Annotated in this window: 17 protein-coding genes and 1 riboswitch; of the genes, 7 read left to right on the top strand and 10 right to left on the bottom strand. The window is 72.6% G+C overall.

Annotation, left to right across the window (positions count from 1 at the left end):
* The first annotated feature begins 62 nt into the window (after window positions 1-62).
* On the top strand, window positions 63-287 hold the full coding sequence (locus tag GT045_RS11110; RefSeq protein ID WP_161298645.1) for a DUF3263 domain-containing protein: 225 nt from the start codon (window positions 63-65) through the stop codon (window positions 285-287).
* A 360-nt stretch (window positions 288-647) separates the two neighbouring features.
* On the top strand, window positions 648-1,481 hold the full coding sequence (gene otsB / locus GT045_RS11105; protein WP_161334053.1) for a trehalose-phosphatase: 834 nt from the start codon (window positions 648-650) through the stop codon (window positions 1,479-1,481).
* Here the strand turns inward: otsB and GT045_RS11100 are convergent.
* Together GT045_RS11100 and GT045_RS11095 are read right to left on the bottom strand one after the other, a co-directional pair.
* Entirely contained in the window at window positions 1,469-2,908 is a 1,440-nt protein-coding gene (locus GT045_RS11100) for a trehalose-6-phosphate synthase (protein WP_202527764.1), read from the bottom strand. The genes otsB and GT045_RS11100 overlap by 13 nt on opposite strands.
* 83 nt (window positions 2,909-2,991) lie before the next feature.
* A complete protein-coding gene (locus GT045_RS11095; RefSeq protein WP_161298643.1) occupies window positions 2,992-3,936 on the bottom strand; it encodes a glucosyl-3-phosphoglycerate synthase in 945 nt (314 codons plus the stop codon).
* Between the two features lie 129 nt (window positions 3,937-4,065).
* Window positions 4,066-4,208, top strand: a riboswitch (SAM riboswitch).
* A 17-nt stretch (window positions 4,209-4,225) separates the two neighbouring features.
* Between GT045_RS11095 and thrC the strand changes: the two genes are divergently transcribed.
* From thrC to groL, 4 genes are all read left to right on the top strand, one after another.
* Complete coding sequence (gene thrC / locus GT045_RS11090) at window positions 4,226-5,509, top strand: threonine synthase (RefSeq protein WP_161334052.1); 1,284 nt, start codon at window positions 4,226-4,228, stop codon at window positions 5,507-5,509.
* Window positions 5,506-5,781, top strand: a complete 276-nt coding sequence (locus tag GT045_RS11085) for a MoaD/ThiS family protein (protein ID WP_161298641.1) — start codon at window positions 5,506-5,508, stop codon at window positions 5,779-5,781. The genes thrC and GT045_RS11085 overlap by 4 nt, the downstream gene beginning before the upstream one ends.
* Window positions 5,782-6,211: 430 nt before the next feature.
* The gene (locus GT045_RS11080; protein ID WP_004929928.1) at window positions 6,212-6,415 is read left to right on the top strand and encodes a cold-shock protein; all 204 of its coding nucleotides are present in this window, start codon (window positions 6,212-6,214) and stop codon (window positions 6,413-6,415) included.
* A 355-nt stretch (window positions 6,416-6,770) separates the two neighbouring features.
* Window positions 6,771-8,393 (top strand): chaperonin GroEL, encoded by a 1,623-nt coding sequence (groL, locus tag GT045_RS11075; RefSeq protein WP_161298640.1) that lies wholly within the window; start codon window positions 6,771-6,773, stop codon window positions 8,391-8,393.
* Window positions 8,394-8,654: 261 nt separating this feature from the next.
* Here groL and GT045_RS11070 read toward each other — a convergent pair whose 3' ends face one another.
* From GT045_RS11070 to GT045_RS11055, 4 genes are all read right to left on the bottom strand, one after another.
* Window positions 8,655-10,229 carry a polysaccharide deacetylase family protein gene (locus GT045_RS11070; protein ID WP_161334051.1) on the bottom strand — a complete coding sequence of 525 codons (1,575 nt, stop codon included), beginning with the start codon at window positions 10,227-10,229 and terminating at the stop codon, window positions 8,655-8,657.
* A complete protein-coding gene (locus GT045_RS11065; protein ID WP_161298638.1) occupies window positions 10,226-10,387 on the bottom strand; it encodes a hypothetical protein in 162 nt (53 codons plus the stop codon). The genes GT045_RS11070 and GT045_RS11065 overlap by 4 nt, the downstream gene beginning before the upstream one ends.
* Window positions 10,384-11,796 carry a glycosyltransferase gene (locus GT045_RS11060; protein ID WP_237538517.1) on the bottom strand — a complete coding sequence of 471 codons (1,413 nt, stop codon included), beginning with the start codon at window positions 11,794-11,796 and terminating at the stop codon, window positions 10,384-10,386. The genes GT045_RS11065 and GT045_RS11060 overlap by 4 nt, the downstream gene beginning before the upstream one ends.
* A gap of 62 nt (window positions 11,797-11,858) precedes the next feature.
* Window positions 11,859-13,232 (bottom strand): nucleotide sugar dehydrogenase, encoded by a 1,374-nt coding sequence (locus GT045_RS11055; RefSeq protein ID WP_345942609.1) that lies wholly within the window; start codon window positions 13,230-13,232, stop codon window positions 11,859-11,861.
* A 220-nt stretch (window positions 13,233-13,452) separates the two neighbouring features.
* Here GT045_RS11055 and GT045_RS11050 point away from each other — a divergent pair, with 220 nt between their 5' ends.
* Entirely contained in the window at window positions 13,453-14,580 is a 1,128-nt protein-coding gene (locus GT045_RS11050) for an NADH:flavin oxidoreductase (protein ID WP_161334050.1), read from the top strand.
* 46 nt (window positions 14,581-14,626) lie between these two features.
* On the opposite strand, the gene GT045_RS11045 is transcribed toward GT045_RS11050, so the two are convergent.
* The 4 genes from GT045_RS11045 to GT045_RS11030 all read right to left on the bottom strand — a co-directional run bounded on the left by GT045_RS11045 (window position 14,627) and on the right by GT045_RS11030 (window position 17,801).
* Window positions 14,627-15,199: a hypothetical protein gene (locus tag GT045_RS11045; RefSeq protein ID WP_161298636.1), complete on the bottom strand. Its 573-nt coding sequence runs from the start codon at window positions 15,197-15,199 to the stop codon at window positions 14,627-14,629.
* Window positions 15,200-15,439: 240 nt separating this feature from the next.
* Complete coding sequence (locus tag GT045_RS11040; protein WP_161334049.1) at window positions 15,440-15,655, bottom strand: hypothetical protein; 216 nt, start codon at window positions 15,653-15,655, stop codon at window positions 15,440-15,442.
* Window positions 15,656-15,826: 171 nt separating this feature from the next.
* A complete protein-coding gene (gene murQ, locus GT045_RS11035) occupies window positions 15,827-16,750 on the bottom strand; it encodes an N-acetylmuramic acid 6-phosphate etherase (protein ID WP_161334048.1) in 924 nt (307 codons plus the stop codon).
* A 151-nt stretch (window positions 16,751-16,901) separates the two neighbouring features.
* Window positions 16,902-17,801, bottom strand: coding sequence for a MurR/RpiR family transcriptional regulator (locus GT045_RS11030; protein WP_202516206.1), 900 nt, complete (start codon window positions 17,799-17,801; stop codon window positions 16,902-16,904).
* Between the last annotated feature and the right edge of the window lie 39 nt (window positions 17,802-17,840).

Below are 17,840 nucleotides of genomic sequence, written 5' to 3'. Positions count from 1 at the left end.
GCTAGGGGGCAGCAGCAGCGCCGGCTAGGGGACTGTCGGTGCCCGGCGCTACCGTGGCCCGCATGGAACTGGGCACCCGTGAGAAGGCCGTCCTCGCGCTGGAGCGGCGGCACTTTCCCGGCGCCGGCGCGAAGGAACGGGCGATCCGCGAGGAGCTGGGCCTGGCCCCCGTCCGCTACTACCAGCTCCTCAACGCCCTGCTGGACGACGAGCGGGCCCTGGCCCACGACCCGGTCACGGTCAACCGCCTGCGCCGTCTCCGGCAATCCCGCCGCGAAGAACGCTGACCCCCACCCCGGCCCCCCACCCGGCCCTCCTGACCCGAGCCGGTCGGGGGCTGCTCCGCCCGAGCCGGCCGAAAGACGGCCTCTTCGACCGACGGCACCTGACGGAGCGGCCATTTCGGCCGACCGTGTCCATCGGCGGGTGGCCTCTCCGGCCGCCCGCGTCCGTCGGACGGTGGCATCTCCGGCCGACCGTGTCTGTCGGACGGTGACCTCTCGGCCTACCGAGTCGGGTGGTGGGTGGGCGAGGCGGGGTCCGGGGGCGGAGCCCCTGGCGGGGTCCGGGGCGGAGCCCCGGGCGTGTCCCCGGACCCGAGGCACAGCCCCAGGCGTATCCCGGCGCCAGCCGGATAGTGTCGCCGTATGGACCCTCTGCCCACCCCGCAGACCCACCCCGGCCGAGCCGGCCTCGCCGCCCTGCTCGCGCAGCCCCGCACCGCCCTGGTCGGCCTCGACTTCGACGGCACACTGGCCCCCATCGTCGCCGACCCCGAGCAGGCCCGCGCCCACCCCGACGCCGTACCGGCGCTCGCCGCGCTCGCCCCGAAACTCGCCTCCGTCGCGGTGATCACCGGCCGCCCGGCCGAGGTCGCGGTCCGTCACGGCGGCTTCGACGGCGTCCCCGGCCTGGAGCACCTGACCGTCCTCGGCCACTACGGAGCCGAACGCTGGGACGCGGCCACCCGCACCGTCACCGCCCCCGCCCCGCACCCCGGCGTCGCCGCCGTCCGCGCGGAACTGCCCGGCCTGCTGGAACGCACCGGCGCCGGCACGGGCACGTGGATCGAGGAGAAGGGCCGGGCCGTCGCGGTCCACACCCGTCGCGCGGCCGACCCGCAGGCGACGTTCGAGGCCCTGCGCGCGCCCCTCGCCGACCTCGCCGCCCGGCACGGCCTGATCGTCGAACCCGGCCGCATGGTCCTGGAACTGCGCCCGCCGGGCATGGACAAGGGCGTGGCCCTGCTCGACCACGCCCGTGCCACCGGCGCCGGCTGCGTCGTCTACGCCGGTGACGACCTGGGCGACCTGCCCGCCTTCACCGCGGTCGACGAACTCCGCAAGAACGGCACCCCCGGCCTGCTGATCTGCAGCGGCAGCACCGAGGTCACCGAACTGGCGGAACGGGCCGACCTGGTGGTGGACGGCCCGGAGGGGGTCGTGGACCTGCTGCGCCGGCTGGCGGCTCAGCTCGGCTGACCGGTCAGCGCGTCCAGCTGGTCCAGGAACCACCGGGCCGGCGGCAGCGCGGTCGCGGCGTCGGCCAGCCGCTTGGAGCGGGCCGCCCGCTCCTCCGCCGGCAGGCTCAGCGCCTCGTGCAGCGCCCGCGCCGTCCCGCTGATGTCGTACGGGTTCACCGTGAACGCGTCCGCGCCCAGCTCCTCGTACGCCCCCGCCTCCCGCGACAGCACCAGCGCGCACCCCGCGTCCGAGACGACCGGGACCTCCTTGGCGACCAGGTTCATGCCGTCCCGGATGGGGTTCACCAGCGCCACGTCGGCCAGCCGGTACGCGGCCAGGGAGCGCGCGAAGTCGTCCTTCACGTGCAGCACCACCGGCGTCCAGCCCGGCGTGCCGTACCGCTCGTTGATCTCGTCCGCGACCCGCTGCACCTCGGCGGTGTAGTCGCGGTACACGGCGAGGTCCTGGCGGGAGGGGTAGGCGAACGCCACGTGGACGACCCGCTCCCGCCACTCGGGGTGGTCCTCCAGCAGCTCCCGGTACGCCAGCAGCCCGCGCACGATGTTCTTCGACAGCTCGGTGCGGTCCACCCGGACGATGGTCCTGCGGTCCGCCCCGATCTCCTCCCGCAGCGCCGCCATCCGTTCGGCCACGTCCTCCTCGTGCGCCCGCGCGCGCAGGAAGTCCGCGTCGGCGCCCAGCCCGTGCACCCCGATCCGGGTGCCGGAGGGGATGCCGGGCCCGAGCACCGCGTGGCAGCAGTCCCGGAACGCGTCCGCCCACCGTTCGGTGAGGAACGCCGCCCGGTCCGCGCCCAGGATGCCGGTGAGCAGTTCGGCCGCGATGTCGTCGGGCAGCAGCCGGAAGTAGTCCGGCGGGGCCCACGGGGTGTGCGAGAAGTGCCCGATGCGCAGGTCGGGGCGGAGCCGGCGGAGCATGCGGGGGGCCAGGGCCAGGTGGTAGTCCTGGATCAGCACCGCCGCGCCCTCGGCCGCCTCCTCGGCCAGTGCCTCGGCGAACGCCTGGTTGTAGGCCTCGTACGACGCCCACTGCCGCCGGAACTCCGCGTCGAAGACCGGCTCGAGCGGGGTCTGGTACAGCATGTGGTGGACGAACCAGAGCACCGAGTTGGCGATGCCGTTGTACGCCTCGGTGTGCACGGCCGCGTCGATGTCGAGCATGCGTACCCGTTGCCCGCCCGTGTCCCCGGCCGGGAGCAGGCCGCCCTCCGCGCGCCGGACGGCCGCCCGGTCGCCGTCGCCCAGCGCGGCGCACACCCATACGGAGCCGGCGTCCGAGCCGATCGCGGACAGCCCCGAGACCAGTCCGCCACCGCCCCGCCGGGCGTGCAGCGAGCCGTCCTCGCGTACCTGATAGGAGACCGGGCCGCGATTCGACGCGACCAGCACCTGAGCTTTGTCGGCAGCATCGTGCGTGGAAGCCATACGCCTCAACCTAGCCCGGCCCGGAAACGCTCAAACGTACGTTCCGTCCCGGGAGGCGGGGAGCGCGGCGGGGCACGGCCCGTTCACGCCACCTTCCGGTCGGTGTACTCGGCGATCTCCACCATCGGCGGCCGTTCCTCGGTGTCCACCGGGTAGGTGCGCGGCTCGAAGCCGTCCTCGCCCCGCTCGAACTGGGTCAGCGCCGGCCGGACCAGATGGCCGCGGGCCAGCCGGAGCTGGGCGGTGCGGTAGATCGCGGCGGCCATCCGGCCGAGTGCCTGGCCGTCCTGGTGCCGGTGCCTGCGCACCCCCACGTCGACCTGGGCCAGCGCGTCCAGGCCGACGAGGTGCAGCGCGTCCACCAGCATGCCCAGCTCCACGCCGTAGCCGACGGGGAAGGGCAGCTGCTCCAGCAGGGAGCGGCGGGCCGCGTACTCGCCGCCCAGCGGCTGCACGAAGCCGGCCAGCTGCGGCCAGTGCATGTTCAGCAGCGGGCGGGCCATCAGCTCGGTGACCCGGCCGCCCTGCCCGGCGGTGCCGGCGAGCGGACGGTCGTACATCGCCTTGACCAGGTCCACGTCCGGCTCGGTGAGCAGCGGGCCGACGATGCCGAGGACGAAGTCGGAGGAGAACTCCCGCAGGTCGGCGTCGACGAAACAGAGGATGTCCCCGCCGGTCACCAGCAGGGAGCGCCACAGCACCTCGCCCTTGCCGGGGACGGCCGGGAGGCGGGGGAGGATCTCGTCGCGGTGCACGACCCGCGCGCCGGCGCGGGCGGCGACCTCGGAGGTGCGGTCGGTGGAGCCGGAGTCGACGACCACGATCTCGTCGACGAGCGGGGCCCGCTCGACGAGGTCGCGCCGGACGGCGGTGACGATGTCGCCGACCGTCTCCTCCTCGTTGAGCGCGGGCAGCACGACACTGACCGTCTGCCCGGTGCGCTGCTTGGCGGCCAGGATCCGGTGGAGCGGGCGGTCGGCCACGGACCAGGAGCGGGTGGCCAGCCAGCGCTCGACTTCTTCCAGCACGGTCTGCGGCTCCTCACGTTGTCTCGCGGTTCGGACGACTATCTCAACTGTCCTGGCCTTCGGTTACAGTCTTGAACAACGCCGATGACCATCGCATGTCGGGGGTCGCGCGCGTCCACAACCGAATACCGCTCATCCAGAGGGGCAGAGGGACACGGCCCGATGAAGCCCCGGCAACCCTCCAGCCGGTACTCGTCTTCCACGCGAGGCTCCCGGCTAGGGAAGGTGCCAAATCCGTCTCACGGCGAGATGCGTCGTGAGGAAGATGAGGAGAAAGGGCCTCGCCTCCATGGCTGTGCAGACAGTTGCCACCACCGGCACCTCCACCGTAGACCTCGGTCCCGCCGCCGCCCTGAGCTGTCGTGAGTGCGGTCACCGGGTACCGCTCGGCCCGCTCTTCGCCTGCGAGGAGTGTTTCGGCCCGCTGGAGATCGCCTACGACTTCTCCGCCTACGACACCGAGCAGCTGCGCCGCCGCATCGAGGCCGGCCCCGCGAACATCTGGCGGTACGCGCCCCTGCTGCCGGTCCCGGCGGACGTCGCGGACAAGCCCAACATCAACCCGGGCTGGACCAAGCTCGTCAAGGCCGACAACCTGGCGGCCGAGCTGGGCGTGACCGGCGGCCTGTACGTGAAGGACGACTCCGGCAACCCCACGCACTCCTTCAAGGACCGCGTGGTCGCGCAGGCCCTGGAGGCCGCCCGCGCCTTCGGCTTCACCACGCTCTCCTGCTCCTCCACGGGCAACCTGGCCGGTGCCGTCGGCGCCGCCGCCGCCCGCGCCGGCTTCCGCTCCTGCGTGTTCATCCCGCACGACCTGGAGCAGGGCAAGGTCGTGATGGCCGCCGTATACGGCGGTGAGCTGGTCGGCATCGAGGGCAACTACGACGACGTGAACCGCTTCTGCTCGGAGCTGATCGGCGACCCGGCCGGCGAGGGCTGGGGCTTCGTCAACGTCAACCTGCGGCCGTACTACGCGGAGGGCTCCAAGACCCTGGCGTACGAGATCTGCGAGCAGCTCGGCTGGCGGCTGCCCGACCAGATCGTGATCCCGATCGCCTCCGGCTCCCAGCTCACGAAGATCGACAAGGGGCTCCAGGAGCTGATCAGGCTGGGGCTGGTCGAGGACCGGCCGTACAAGATCTTCGGTGCGCAGGCCGAGGGCTGCTCCCCGGTGTCCACCGCCTTCAAGGCCGGGCACGACGTGGTCCGGCCGCAGAAGCCGGACACCATCGCCAAGTCGCTGGCCATCGGCAACCCGGCCGACGGGCCCTACGTCCTGGACATCGCGCGCCGCACCGGCGGTGCCGTGGAGGACGTCACGGACGCGGAGGTCGTGGACGCCATCAGGCTGCTGGCCCGCACGGAGGGCATCTTCGCCGAGACGGCGGGCGGGGTGACCGTCGGTGTCACCCGCAAGCTGATCGAGGGCGGTGTGCTGGACCCGGCGAAGACCACGGTCGTCCTCAACACCGGTGACGGCCTGAAGACCCTCGACGCGGTGGCCGGGACCGGCCTGACCGCCACCATCCGCCCGAACCTGGACTCCTTCCGAGAGGCTGGCCTCGCATGAGCGTGACCGTTCGCATCCCGACCATCCTGCGCACCTACACCGGCGGCGAGGCCGAGGTCGCCGCCGAGGGCACCACTCTCGCGCAGGTCATCGAGGACCTGGAGAAGAACCACACCGGGATCGCCGCCCGTGTCCTGGACGACCAGGGCAGGCTGCGCCGGTTCGTGAACGTGTACGTCAACGACGACGACGTCCGTTTCGAGCAGGGCCTGGAGACGGCGACCCCGGACGGCGCCGGTGTGTCGATCATTCCCGCGGTCGCCGGCGGCTGACCATTACCTTCGGTAACCTCGGTTACCGGCTGTGCATCGAATTGCCCCCTCCGTGAGAGAAGCGGAGGGGGCAATTCTGCGTGATTGAGCGCGGTAGAGTTGGGGAACACGGCCGCGGCCCCCGGGTCGCGGGCCCTTGATTCATGCCGCCCGCCCGACAAGAAGTAGCCAAAGTGTGCGGGTTATCTGCGGCTTTTGTGCCTTTTATGGGGCCCGACTTGCCCCGAAGTCTGGCGAATTCTCACCACATTCCGGATCGCTCGCGTCCGGAATTCTCGTCCGATTGACCTGTTGCAGACGGCAGTTGGACAGATACATTCAGCCGCGGTCGACGCGTTCCGGCGCACGCCCCCGCCCAATGGGGGGTGAGGTCTGACCCGGGTCCGCGAAGTGTGGATCTGTGCAAGGGCCAGTAATAGGGGAGTTAGGCATGGCTCAGGGCACCGTCAAGTGGTTCAACGCGGAGAAGGGGTACGGCTTCATCGCGGTCGACGGTGGTGCGGACGTATTCGTCCACTACAGCGCCATTCAGATGGACGGCTACCGCACCCTGGAAGAGGGCCAGCGGGTGGAGTTCGAGATCTCGCAGGGCCAGAAGGGCCCGCAGGCCGACATGGTTCGCCTCAGCGCCTGAACGTTTCTTGTCCGAAGGGCCCGCACCTCGCAGAGGGTGCGGGCCCTTCGCCGTGCCGCCCGCGGTGTCCGCCGGGCGGCACGGCGGCGCCCCGGTCCCGGGTGGGGCGCCTGCCCCGCCCGTCACCCGACCGCGGCCCCTCATCGCGTTCGCTGCGCGAGCGCACCTTGCACTCGGGCATGCCGAGTGCTAATCATTGCGTTAGCACTCTGAAGGTGAGAGTGACAACGAAGGACCGGGTCGGTGAGGCCCGCAGGCCGCGTGGGGCAAGGAACCACACGGTGTGCGTGCCGTCCGTCGCGGGCGCGGGCGCGGTCCGAAGGAATCACCCCCAGTCCTGGAGGGACCACTTCACATGGCCAAGATCATCGCGTTCGACGAGGAGGCGCGGCGCGGCCTCGAGCGCGGCATGAACCAGCTCGCGGACGCCGTGAAGGTGACGCTCGGCCCCAAGGGCCGCAACGTCGTCCTCGAGAAGAAGTGGGGCGCCCCCACGATCACCAACGATGGTGTGTCCATCGCCAAGGAGATCGAGCTGGAGGACCCGTACGAGAAGATCGGCGCCGAGCTGGTCAAGGAAGTCGCCAAGAAGACGGACGACGTCGCCGGTGACGGTACGACCACCGCGACCGTGCTCGCCCAGGCCCTGGTCAAGGAGGGCCTGCGCAACGTCGCCGCCGGCGCCAACCCGATGGCCCTGAAGCGCGGTATCGAGAAGGCCGTCGAGGCCGTCTCCGCCGCCCTGCTGGAGCAGGCGAAGGACGTGGAGACCAAGGAGCAGATCGCCTCCACCGCGTCCATCTCCGCCGCCGACACCCAGATCGGCGAGCTGATCGCCGAGGCCATGGACAAGGTCGGCAAGGAAGGCGTCATCACCGTCGAGGAGAGCAACACCTTCGGTCTGGAGCTCGAGCTCACCGAGGGCATGCGCTTCGACAAGGGCTACATCTCCGCCTACTTCGCCACCGACATGGAGCGCATGGAGGCGTCGCTCGAGGACCCCTACATCCTCATCGCCAACTCCAAGATCGGCTCCGTCAAGGACCTGCTCCCGCTGCTGGAGAAGGTCATGCAGTCGGGCAAGCCGCTGCTGATCATCGCCGAGGACGTCGAGGGCGAGGCCCTGTCGACCCTGGTGGTCAACAAGATCCGCGGCACCTTCAAGTCCGTCGCCGTCAAGGCCCCGGGCTTCGGCGACCGCCGCAAGGCCATGCTCGGCGACATCGCCATCCTCACGGGCGGCGAGGTCATCTCCGAGGAGGTCGGCCTCAAGCTGGAGAACGCGACCCTGGACCTCCTGGGCCGCGCCCGCAAGGTCGTCATCACCAAGGACGAGACCACCATCGTCGACGGTGCCGGCTCCTCGGAGCAGGTCGGCGGCCGGGTCAACCAGATCCGCGCCGAGATCGAGAACAGCGACTCGGACTACGACCGCGAGAAACTGCAGGAGCGCCTGGCGAAGCTCGCCGGCGGTGTCGCGGTCATCAAGGCCGGTGCCGCCACCGAGGTGGAGCTCAAGGAGCGCAAGCACCGCATCGAGGACGCCGTCCGCAACGCGAAGGCCGCCGTCGAGGAGGGCATCGTCGCCGGTGGTGGCGTGGCCCTGCTGCAGGCCTCCCAGGTCTTCGAGAAGCTGGAGCTCGAGGGTGACGAGGCGACCGGCGCCAACGCCGTGCGCATCGCGCTCGAGGCCCCGCTGAAGCAGATCGCCGTCAACGCCGGCCTCGAGGGCGGTGTCGTGGTGGAGAAGGTGCGCAACCTGACCCCGGGCCACGGCCTGAACGCCGCGACCGGTGAGTACGTCGACCTGGTCGCCGAGGGCATCATCGACCCGGCGAAGGTGACCCGCTCTGCCCTGCAGAACGCCGCCTCCATCGCCGCGCTGTTCCTCACCACCGAGGCCGTCATCGCCGACAAGCCGGAGAAGGCCGCCGCGCCGGCCGGCGGCGGCATGCCGGGCGGTGACATGGACTTCTGATCCTCCGCGGATCACCTGTCCTTTTCCGAGGGCGGCATCCCTGGCCTGTGTGCCGGGGGTGCCGCCCTCGGGCGTGTGCGGGCCCGGCCGGCGTGGTCCTTCGGCTTCTCCGTGCGGCTTCTCCGTGGCGAGCGCGGTCGAGTGCCGTCCCTGCGGCGAGATCGGCTCGGCCCCCGCTCGGCGGGCGACAGGCACACGGAAGGGCGGCACCCCCGGTGGAACAGGGGGTGCCGCCCTCGGTGTCTTCCGGGTACCGGTGGGTCAGGGGGCGATGCGCAGGGCCGTGAAGCGGGGCCAGGCGATGTGCTCGTCCTCGTCGCGTACGGCCAGCGAGATGCCTCCGCTGGTGCGCGCGGACACGGGCTTGGTGGTGGAGCGGGCCGTCAGCGTGGTGCCGTCCACGGTGATCCTGACACCGCGTGAGGTGACGGCCAGGGTCAGCCGGTGCGAGGACGCCGACTTGAGCTTGCGGACCGTGACGCGCGGATCCGCGCCGGCCGGCCGCTCCGTCACCCGCAGTCCGGCCGCCGAGACCGTGACGACCACGGGGTCCAGGCTGCCGTGCCCGACCTCCACCGACGCGCTCGTCGCCGTCCCCTTCAGCCGGTCGACGGTGGCGGTCACCCGGTAGGTGTTCCAGTCCGCGGTGGCCATGGGCAGATGGACGGCCGACACGTACGTGCCCTTCGTCAGGCCCTTGCCGGTCAGCGCCGGCAGACCGGTGCCGGACGGGCTGCCCGGGAACCGCCACTGATCGGGGTGGCGCAGCGGCTCGGCCACGTCACGCGGCGAGCGGGACGTCCATTCGGCGAGCCGCTCGCGGAAGGTGTCCGTGCTCGTCGTCCCCAGGATCTCCAGGCGCTGCACCTGCCGGGCGGCGGCCGCCCGCGGGCCCGCGGGCAGCGGGCGGGCGGAGACGTTGGTCAGCGAGGCGGCGAACCGCTCCCGCAGCAGCCGGTCCAGCGCGGAGGTGTTCCGGGCGGCGAGGTTCGTCGGTCCGGACGTCTCGGAGAACGGGTAGGCGAACAGTCTGGGGGCCGGCAGGTGGTGGTCGGCGAAGGACTTCAGCGACCGGTCGAGGTCGGCGCGGACGCGGGTGCGGTACTCGTTCTCGGTCTCCAGCCGGTGCTTGCCCGGCAGCCAGAGCCGGTTGGCGAGCACCGAGCCCTGGTGCCCGGCCTGGTCGACGGCCGCCCGTGAGTGGCTGAGGTGCGTGTGGTCCTGGAAGTCCCAGCGCCCGGAGCCGGCCATCCGGTCGATCTCCGACCAGGACAGGTAGTAGGGGCGGTGGGTGCCGACCATGCCGGTGATCAGGTAGGACGCCGCGCGCATCTTGTGCTTGGCCAGGATCTGGTCGGCGTAGGTCCACAGGCCGCGGGTGCCGTCGTCGAAGGTGAGGTAGACGCTGTGCGCCGCCGGCGACTTGCCCGTGGCCAGGTAGCGGGTGAACTCCTTGGTGGTCAGGGAGCGGTAGCCCGCCGCGGCCAGCTTGGTCAGCTGGGTGTCCAGCTGCTGCGGGGTGAGGGTGTACTCGTTGGTGGGGTGCGGGTTGATGTCGTGGTAGGCGAGCACGATCGGTGCGCTCGTGCGCGACACGGCCGCCAGGGGCCGGGTGTCCGACGTGGGGGTGGGTGGCACCGTCTGGCCGGACATCGCGCGCTGCGCGGCGTCGTAGTGCCAGGCGGTGAGGAACGGCGTCGCGACGACGACGGCGGCGAGCGATCCCAGTGCGGTGCGCACCGCACCCCCGCGCAGCCGGCGGCGGCCGGGCCGGTCCGGGTCGGAGCCGGTGCCGGCGGGGGAGACGGTCGTGGGGGAACTGCCGGCTTGCGTCACAGGGAACCTCCGCGGGTGAGGACGACGTAGTAGAGGGCGAGCACGGCGACGGCGGAGAGTACGGCTACGGTCAGCCGGAACAGGTGGCCGACGCCCTTTCTGACCCGGCCGGGCCGGGATGCCGGTGGCGTGGGTGAGGCGGTGGTCGTGGTGGTCATGCGGCGGTCCTCGTCCAGATTCCGCGGCGGAGGGTGAAGGCGGCGTAGGGCAGCAGCCAAGCCAGGACACAGCAGGACAGCAGGCTCATCAGGGGCCGGTAGCGCCAGCGCCGGTCGCCCGGGTTGTCGATCCGGAAGGCCAGCCCCCAGATGCTGCCCTTGAGCAGCATCCCGGCCACGTAGAGCGCGGTGAGTTCGGCCGCCAGGTTCAGCGGCGCCCACACCAGGTGCAGGAAGACCAGGGCGGGGGCGGCCAGCACCCACAGGGCGTGCCCGTAGTAGAGGAGGGCCGGGACCGGGCCCCGGCGCCACATGAAGCCGCCGGTGAAGAAGAGGTTGCGGATGAAGCTCTTCTTCCAGCGGACCTGCTGGTGCAGGAAGGGGCGCCAGTGCGCGGGCACGATCGTCCACACGCGGGCGGACCTGGTGTACCCCACCAGCCAGCGCCGCTCGGGGTGGTCCTGCCCGCCGACGAAGGGCGAGTCGGCGTGCCGCCGCTTGAGCGCACGCCCGCGCCACGCCTGGCCCAGCACGTACCCGGTCAGCTGCCGGTCGGTGGCGAAGCGGAACGGGGCACCGGCGAACCGGTCCTCCGCCCAGGCGGGCAGGTAGTTGTAGATGGCCTCGCGCCGGAACGCGGCGAGCGGCCCGGAGACGCAGCTGACCGCGCCGAACGCCGCCTCGGCCGCCTTCGAGATGCGGAACTGGCCCTCGTACCAGACGTCCTGGATCCGGGTCAGGGGGCTGGCGTGCGGGTTGAGGGCCCGGCAGTGCCCGCTGACCGCCCCCAGCTCCGGGTGGCGGACCATGGCCTGTACGCAACGGCGGATCGCGTCCGGGGCGAGGACGCAGTCGGAGTCGGTGAACACCAGGACGTCGCCGTCGGCCAGCGCGCAGGCCCGGACCAGGGCCGCCTTCTTGCCGATGTTGCGGTCCAGCCGGACGACGGTGACGCCGAGTTCGTCCGCGAGGCCGTCGAGGACCGCGCCGGTGCCGTCCCGGGAGCCGTCGTCGACCACGATGATCTGCAGGTCGGGGTAGTCCGAGGCGGCCATCGAGCGGACGCACGCCTCGACGTTGCCGACCTCGTCCTTGACCGCGAGCAGGAAGCTGACCTTCGGCCGCTCCGGCAGGGCGGGGAACGCCTCGTGGCCGCGGGCCCGGCGCCGCAGCGTGCGTACGGCCGGGTCGTCGTACTGGGTGTAGGCGAGGTAGAGCAGGCCGGCGGTGCCGGTGAGCACGGCCAGGCCGTACCAGGTGACCAGGCTCGACTCGTACGGCAGCCGGACCGTGCGCCGGGCGATCAGCAGCAGCACCGGCAGCAGCGCGATCAGCCCGACGAGCCGTACGAGGGCGGCCCGTTCACGCGGCTCCATCGTCTCCAGCGTTCCGCCCAGCCGGGCCCGCAGCCGACGGCGGACGGCGGAACCGGCCGCGGCGGGGGCCGCCGGCGGGGTGTCGAGGGCGGCGCTCACCGGAGAGGGGCACAGGGGGCGGAACGGATGCGGTGCCGGGTGTCCAGCACCCGCGGCACCGCCGCCAGCCAGCCCAGGTCGTCGCCGGGGTGCACGGTGTGCACGATCACCAGGTCCCAGTGCTCCTCGTGCGGTTCGGGCACGGACGTCAGTTCGCGGCCGTCCACGGTGAGCAGGGGCACGTGGCTGTCGGTGTAGTGCGCCTCGGCGCCCCCGTCCGCGAGCAGACCGAGCAGCCGCAGCGCCGGGCTCTCCCGCATGTCGGACACGCCCGGCTTGTAGGCCGCCCCGAGGACCAGGACGCGGGCGCCGGGCAGACCGGTGCCGTCGGCGCGCAGCAGCTCCTCGGCCCGCCCGGCAATCTGCGCGGGCCGCTCGCGCAGGGCGGTCATGGCGCTGCTCAGCACCGGTGCGGCCGGCCCGTCGGGCGGCAGCTGGTGGAGCAGGTAGTAGGGGTCGCAGGGGATGCAGTGGCCGCCCGCCCCGGGGCCCGGGTAGAAGGGCATGAAGCCGTACGGCTTGGTGGCGGCGGCCTCGATCACCTGGACCGGGGCCACGCCGAGGTGGGCGCACGCCTCGGACAGTTCGTTGGCGAGGGCGATGTTCACCGCCCGGAAGATGTTTTCCCAGAGCTTGGCCATCTCGGCCGTCTCCGGGTCGCTCACCTCGTGGATGCGCGAGGCGGTGGCGCGCAGCAGGAAGGCGGCGGCCCGCGTGGCGGCGGGGCCGGCACCGCCGACGATCCGCGGGGTGTTCTCCGGGGTGTGGTGCTCGTTGCCCGGGTCGATGCGTTCGGGGGCGAAGGCGACGAGGACGTCCCGCTCGGCCGTCAGGCCGCGTTCGGCGAGCGGGGCCAGCAGCAGTTCCCGGGTCGTGCCGACGTGGCTGGTGGAGGTCAGCACGATGAGCTGGCCCGGCACGGCCCGCTCGACCACCGTGGCGCAGGCGGCCCGCAGGGCGCGCAGGTCGGGCCGGTGGTCCTCCGTGACCGGCGTCGGCACGCAGATGATCACCGCGTCGGCGCCGGGCAGGGTGTCGACGTCACTGGTCAGCAGGAAGGCACCGGTGCTCTCGGTGCAGGCCAGCGCGGCGTGCTGGGCCGGGAGCAGATCCACGTCGCCGTTGCGGATGTCCGTCAGCCGCTGCTCGCTGATGTCCACGCCGAGGACGGTGGCACCGGCGTCCAGCAGGCCGAGAGCCGTGGGCAGGCCCACGTAGCCCAGGCCGACGACCGCGACCGTGAGGCCCAGCAGCGGCGTGGCGTCGTCGTCGCCGCCCCCGCAGAGGCGGTCGGTCCACCGGGCGACCGCGGCACCGGCATCGGCGCCCCGGACCATCCCGTCGCTCGCGTTGTGTTGCGTAATAGTCACGCTGTGTTATTTACGGGTAGTCGCCCGCACTTCCCGGCGGCGCGGCCAGGGGGCCGGGCCGATTCACCCGGTTGCCGACCGGCGCGCCGTATGGCCCGCGTCACACGTTCCTGGGCCCCGGAGCGGGAATGGGGGGCCCGCCCGGCGACATTACTTAAGGAGTTGCAACAATGCGCACGCAAATACCAGCTGGTAACCCAGTCATCCGCGAGGAGCCCCCATGACCGTCACCACGCCCCCCGCATCCCGGGCGGCCCGCGTCCTCTCCCGCCCGATCGCCCTGAACGGCCTGACCGTCCCGAACCGGATCGTGATGGCGCCGATGACCCGCATGTTCTCCCCGGGCGGCGTCCCCGGCGAGGACGTCCGCTCGTACTACGCGCGCCGGGCCGCCGCCGGCGTCGGCCTGATCGTCACCGAGGGCACCTACGTGGGTCACGAGTCGGCCGGTCAGAGTGACCGCGTACCGCGGTTCCACGGTGAGGAGCAGCTGGCGGGCTGGGCGGAGGTCGCCGCGGACGTGCACGCGGCCGGGGGCACGATCGTGCCGCAGCTGTGGCACATCGGCATGGTCCGCAAGCAGGGCGAGCCGCCCTTCGCCGACGCCCCGGCCGTCGGTCCCTCCGGCCTGGTCACCGCGGGCGCCGAGCCGACCGGCAAGGCCATGACGCAGGCCGACCTGGACGCCGTCATCGGCGCGTTCGCCCAGGCCGCGGCCGACGCCGAGCGCATCGGCTTCGACGGCGTGGAGATCCACGGCGCCCACGGCTATCTGCTCGACCAGTTCCTGTGGGAGGGCACCAACCGCCGTACCGACGCCTACGGCGGCGACCCGGTGGCCCGCACCCGGTTCTCCGCGGAGATCGTCGCCGCGGTCCGCGCGGCCGTCTCCCCCGGCTTCCCCGTCATCTTCCGCTACTCGCAGTGGAAGCAGCAGGACTACACCGCCCGTCTCGCCGAGACCCCCGAGGAGCTGGAGGCCCTCCTCACCCCGCTCGCGGCGGCCGGCGTCGACGTCTTCCACGCCTCCACCCGCCGCTACTGGCTCCCCGAGTTCGAGGGCTCCGACCTGAACCTGGCCGGCTGGACGAAGAAGCTCACCGGCAAGCAGGTCATCACCGTCGGCTCCGTCGGCCTCGACGGCGACTTCGTCAAGGCATTCCAGGGCGAGGGCTCCGAGGTCAAGGGGATCGAGGACCTCCTGGACCGTCTGGAGGCCGACGAGTTCGACATGGTGGCCATCGGGCGGGCGCTGCTCCAGGACCCCGAGTGGGCGGCCAAGGTCCTCTCCGACCGCTTCGACGAGCTGAAGCCGTACGACGCGGCGGCCCTGAAGAGCCTGAGCTGACCCGAAGGCTGCCCATGGGCTCGATGCGGGCCCTTACGGGCGGGCCCTAGAGGTTGCCCATGGGCTCGATGTCGACCCGTACCGGCGTGCCCCACACCCGCAGCACCTCGTAGTCGGTGAACTCGTGGACGAGCCGGTACGCCATGGCGGGCCGCGAACCGCGGCGCTGGGCCGCGAGATACGCCTCCGCCTCGTGCCGGTCGCGGCGGGGCGTGCCGCACAGCTGCCACTCCTGGCCGTTCCACAGCTCCGGCAGCCACCGCTGCTGGGGCTGTGGCCGGTCACCGCGGACGCCGTACCGGGAGGGCGCGGTGGGGACCGGCTCTCCGGGGCGGGGCCTGCCGCCCTGGAACTCCGACCGCCGCGCGGCCCGGCGCCGGGTCTCGCACAGCAGGCACAGGTCGGGGGCGCTGTCGTCCACGGGCCCCTGCGGGTGCTCGGGGCAGCGGGTGGCGGGCGCCCCGGCGCTGACGCTGTCGTCCAGCAGGTCGACGGCCCGCCGCAGGTCGTCCCTGATCTCGTGCAGCCGGGCGTCCGGCGTGTCGGCGGTCAGGGTCTCCCCGTGCTCGCCGAGCAGCCGGAGAGCCCGTCCGAGGGCGGTGAGCTGGGCGTGGTTCATATCGGTCGGTCGCCTCCTCCCCTCCATGGTGCCCTGCCCGCCCGGCAGTCCACCGCCTCCTCCCCTCCATGGTGCCCTGCCCGCCCGGCAGTCCACCGCCACCGCCCTGGTCGCCGGGCCGTCGTCGCCCGCGGAGCCGGGCCGCCATCGCCCGTGGAGCCGGACCGTCACCGCCCTCGTCGCCGGGCCGGCGCGGCGGTCGCGGCGGTCGTGGGGGTCGTGGGGGGTGGTCGGGGTGGCTCAGCGGCCGTGATGCAGCAGGCTCCCCTTGCCGCAGGCGGGGGCGGCGCCGGTCAGCGGCAGCGGGGACACCGTCTTGACGACGGGACCCGCGGCCATGGCACCGGCGCACATGGCGGTGCCGGTGGCGGTCCAGTGGTCGTCGGCGTGGGCGGGGGCGGCGAGCGCGGCGGCCGAGACCGTCAGGGCGGCGGTTGCCAGAAGCTTCGTCATCATGCCGGGGAAACGACTGGTCAGGCCCGCGCGTCACGCCCCCGGCCGACCAGGAGGCACGGGTCACCGGCCGCGTCACGCCCCCGGCCGCCCGGGAGGCACAGGGCACCGGCCGCGTCACGCCCCCGGCCGCCCGGGAGGTACAGGGCACCGGGCGGCGGGGCGGTGTGCCGGTCAGCGGGGGGCGCGGGCCAGGGCGGTGCGCAGGTGGCCGTCGGACTCCTCCAGGAGCCGGGCGGCCGTCGGACCGTCGACACCCGCGAGCAGGGTCAGGATCGCGTGCTTCACCTCGCCGCCGGTCTCCGTGAGGGCCTTGTCGATCTCGGCGTCGCCCGCGCCCGTGGCCTGGGAGACGATCCGGTGCGAGCGGGCGCGGAGCTTGTCGTTGGAAGCACGCACGTCGACCATCAGGTTCCCGTACGTCTTCCCGAGCCGGACCATCGTGATCGTCGACAGCATGTTCAGCACCAGCTTCTGGGCCGTACCCGCCTTCAACCGCGTGGAACCGGCGATCAGTTCCGGGCCGACGACGACCTCGATGGCGTGCTCGGCGGCGGCGCCCAGCGCGCTGCCCTCGTTGCAGGCCAGGCCGACGGTCAGGGCACCCAGGGCACGGGCGTGTGCCACGGCGCCCACGGCGTAGGGGGTGCGGCCGGAGGCGGAGACGCCGACGACGCTGTCGTCGGCGGTGAGCTTCAGCGCGTCGAGGTCCCGGCGGGCCAGCTCCCCGGAGTCCTCCGCACCCTCCACGGAGGTGACCATGGCCGCGGGGCCGCCCGCGATCAGACCGACGACCTGCTCGGGGTCGGTGTTGAAGGTGGGCGGGCACTCGGAGGCGTCCAGCACACCGAGCCGCCCGGCGGTACCGGCACCGGCGTAGACGAGCCGTCCGCCGCGGGCCATGCGCGCGGCCACGGCGTCGATGGCGGCGGCGATCCGCGGCAACTGGGCGGCCACGGCGCCGGGTACGCCCGCGTCCTCGCCGTTCATCAGCCGGGCGATGTCGAGGGTGGGCAGCCGGTCGATGTCGGCCAGCTCGGGCCGGAAGGCCTCGGTGGTCAGGGAAGCCAACTGGCTGCGCAGGTCAGAGGAGGTCATTGGGGCGGCTCTCTCCGTGACGTTCCGGTCGGGGGGCGGTGAACCTACCCGAAGGCGCGGTGCCGGGTCCGGATCGCGACGTCGCCGGGGCACGGACGGCCGTACCGCATCCGGGAGCACCCACGGCACTCACTCCTTCGGTCCATCGCAGCTATCGCTGCCGTGCGGCACTCCGGTGCCGGTGGGCCAGCGCCTCGTACGACGCGGCCAGCGCCGGGGCGGCCGTCTCGTACGTCTGCTGCGCCACGCCCACGAACAGACAGTCCACCACCAGCAGCTGGCTCGTCCGGGAGGACATCGCGGCGGGCCGCAGCTCCGTCTCCCGCGAGGTCGACGTGGTCAGCACGAGGTCGGCGTACTGGGTGACCGGCGAGTCGGGTCTGCCGGTGATGGCGACGGTGGTCGCCCCGTGCTCGAAGGCCACCCGGAGCGGCTCGATGACGTCTCCCGTGGACCCGGAGTGGGTGATGGCGATCGCCACGTCGCCCGAGCGGAGCTGCACCGCGTTGGTCACCGCGAGGTGCGGATCGCTGTGCGCGTGGGCTATGAGCCCTATCCGTAGGAGCTTCTGGGTGAGGTCCTGGGCGACCAGCCCGGACGCGCCGATGCCGTACACGTCGGTGCGCCGGGCGCCGGTCAGCGCGGTGACGGCCGCGCCCAGCTGCACGGTGTCGAGTCCGGCGGCCGTGTCGGCGAGGGTCTGCTGCTCCTCGTAGGCCAGCTTGGCGACGACGTCGGCGATGGGGTCGTCCACCGCGATGTCGGTGGTGATCGCGGGGGCCCGGCCGGACTGCTGCTGGGCGGCGAGGCCGGCCAGGGCGAGCCGCAGGTCGCGGTAACCCGGATAGCCGAGCAGCCGGGCGGTGCGTACGACGGTTGCCTCGCTGGTGCCGGTCAGTTCGGCGAGACCGGTCACCGTGAGGGCGGCGCAGCCGGCCGGGTCGTTCGCGACGGCCTCGGCGACGCGCTGCATGGACCGGGTCATGGAGGGGGCGAGCGTGCGCACCTTGGCGGCGAGCGAGCCGCCCGGACTGCCGAAACTTTCCTTCATGTCCTGGGTCACCCTTGAAAGATATTTTCGGTTCGGTGT

The sequence above is a fragment of the Streptomyces sp. SID486 genome, from assembly GCF_009865385.1.
GTDB lineage: Bacteria > Actinomycetota > Actinomycetes > Streptomycetales > Streptomycetaceae > Streptomyces.
The sequence above is the reverse complement of the archived record's forward strand: the minus strand, read 5'-3'. Positions and strand labels throughout refer to the sequence as shown.

Excerpts from the sequence above, each read along its gene's own strand:
- GT045_RS11085 (WP_161298641.1), top strand. The coding sequence starts at position 5,506 with ATGAGCGTGACCGTTCGCATCCCGACCATCCTGCGCACCTACACCGGC.
- GT045_RS11080 (WP_004929928.1), top strand. The coding sequence starts at position 6,212 with ATGGCTCAGGGCACCGTCAAGTGGTTCAACGCGGAGAAGGGGTACGGC.
- thrC (WP_161334052.1), top strand. The coding sequence starts at position 4,226 with ATGGCTGTGCAGACAGTTGCCACCACCGGCACCTCCACCGTAGACCTC.
- otsB (WP_161334053.1), top strand. The coding sequence starts at position 648 with ATGGACCCTCTGCCCACCCCGCAGACCCACCCCGGCCGAGCCGGCCTC.
- GT045_RS11050 (WP_161334050.1), top strand. The coding sequence starts at position 13,453 with ATGACCGTCACCACGCCCCCCGCATCCCGGGCGGCCCGCGTCCTCTCC.
- GT045_RS11110 (WP_161298645.1), top strand. The coding sequence starts at position 63 with ATGGAACTGGGCACCCGTGAGAAGGCCGTCCTCGCGCTGGAGCGGCGG.
- groL (WP_161298640.1), top strand. The coding sequence starts at position 6,771 with ATGGCCAAGATCATCGCGTTCGACGAGGAGGCGCGGCGCGGCCTCGAG.
- GT045_RS11100 (WP_202527764.1), bottom strand. The coding sequence starts at position 2,908 with ATGGCTTCCACGCACGATGCTGCCGACAAAGCTCAGGTGCTGGTCGCG.
- murQ (WP_161334048.1), bottom strand. The coding sequence starts at position 16,750 with ATGACCTCCTCTGACCTGCGCAGCCAGTTGGCTTCCCTGACCACCGAG.
- GT045_RS11065 (WP_161298638.1), bottom strand. The coding sequence starts at position 10,387 with ATGACCACCACGACCACCGCCTCACCCACGCCACCGGCATCCCGGCCC.
- GT045_RS11045 (WP_161298636.1), bottom strand. The coding sequence starts at position 15,199 with ATGAACCACGCCCAGCTCACCGCCCTCGGACGGGCTCTCCGGCTGCTC.
- GT045_RS11030 (WP_202516206.1), bottom strand. The coding sequence starts at position 17,801 with ATGAAGGAAAGTTTCGGCAGTCCGGGCGGCTCGCTCGCCGCCAAGGTG.
- GT045_RS11040 (WP_161334049.1), bottom strand. The coding sequence starts at position 15,655 with ATGATGACGAAGCTTCTGGCAACCGCCGCCCTGACGGTCTCGGCCGCC.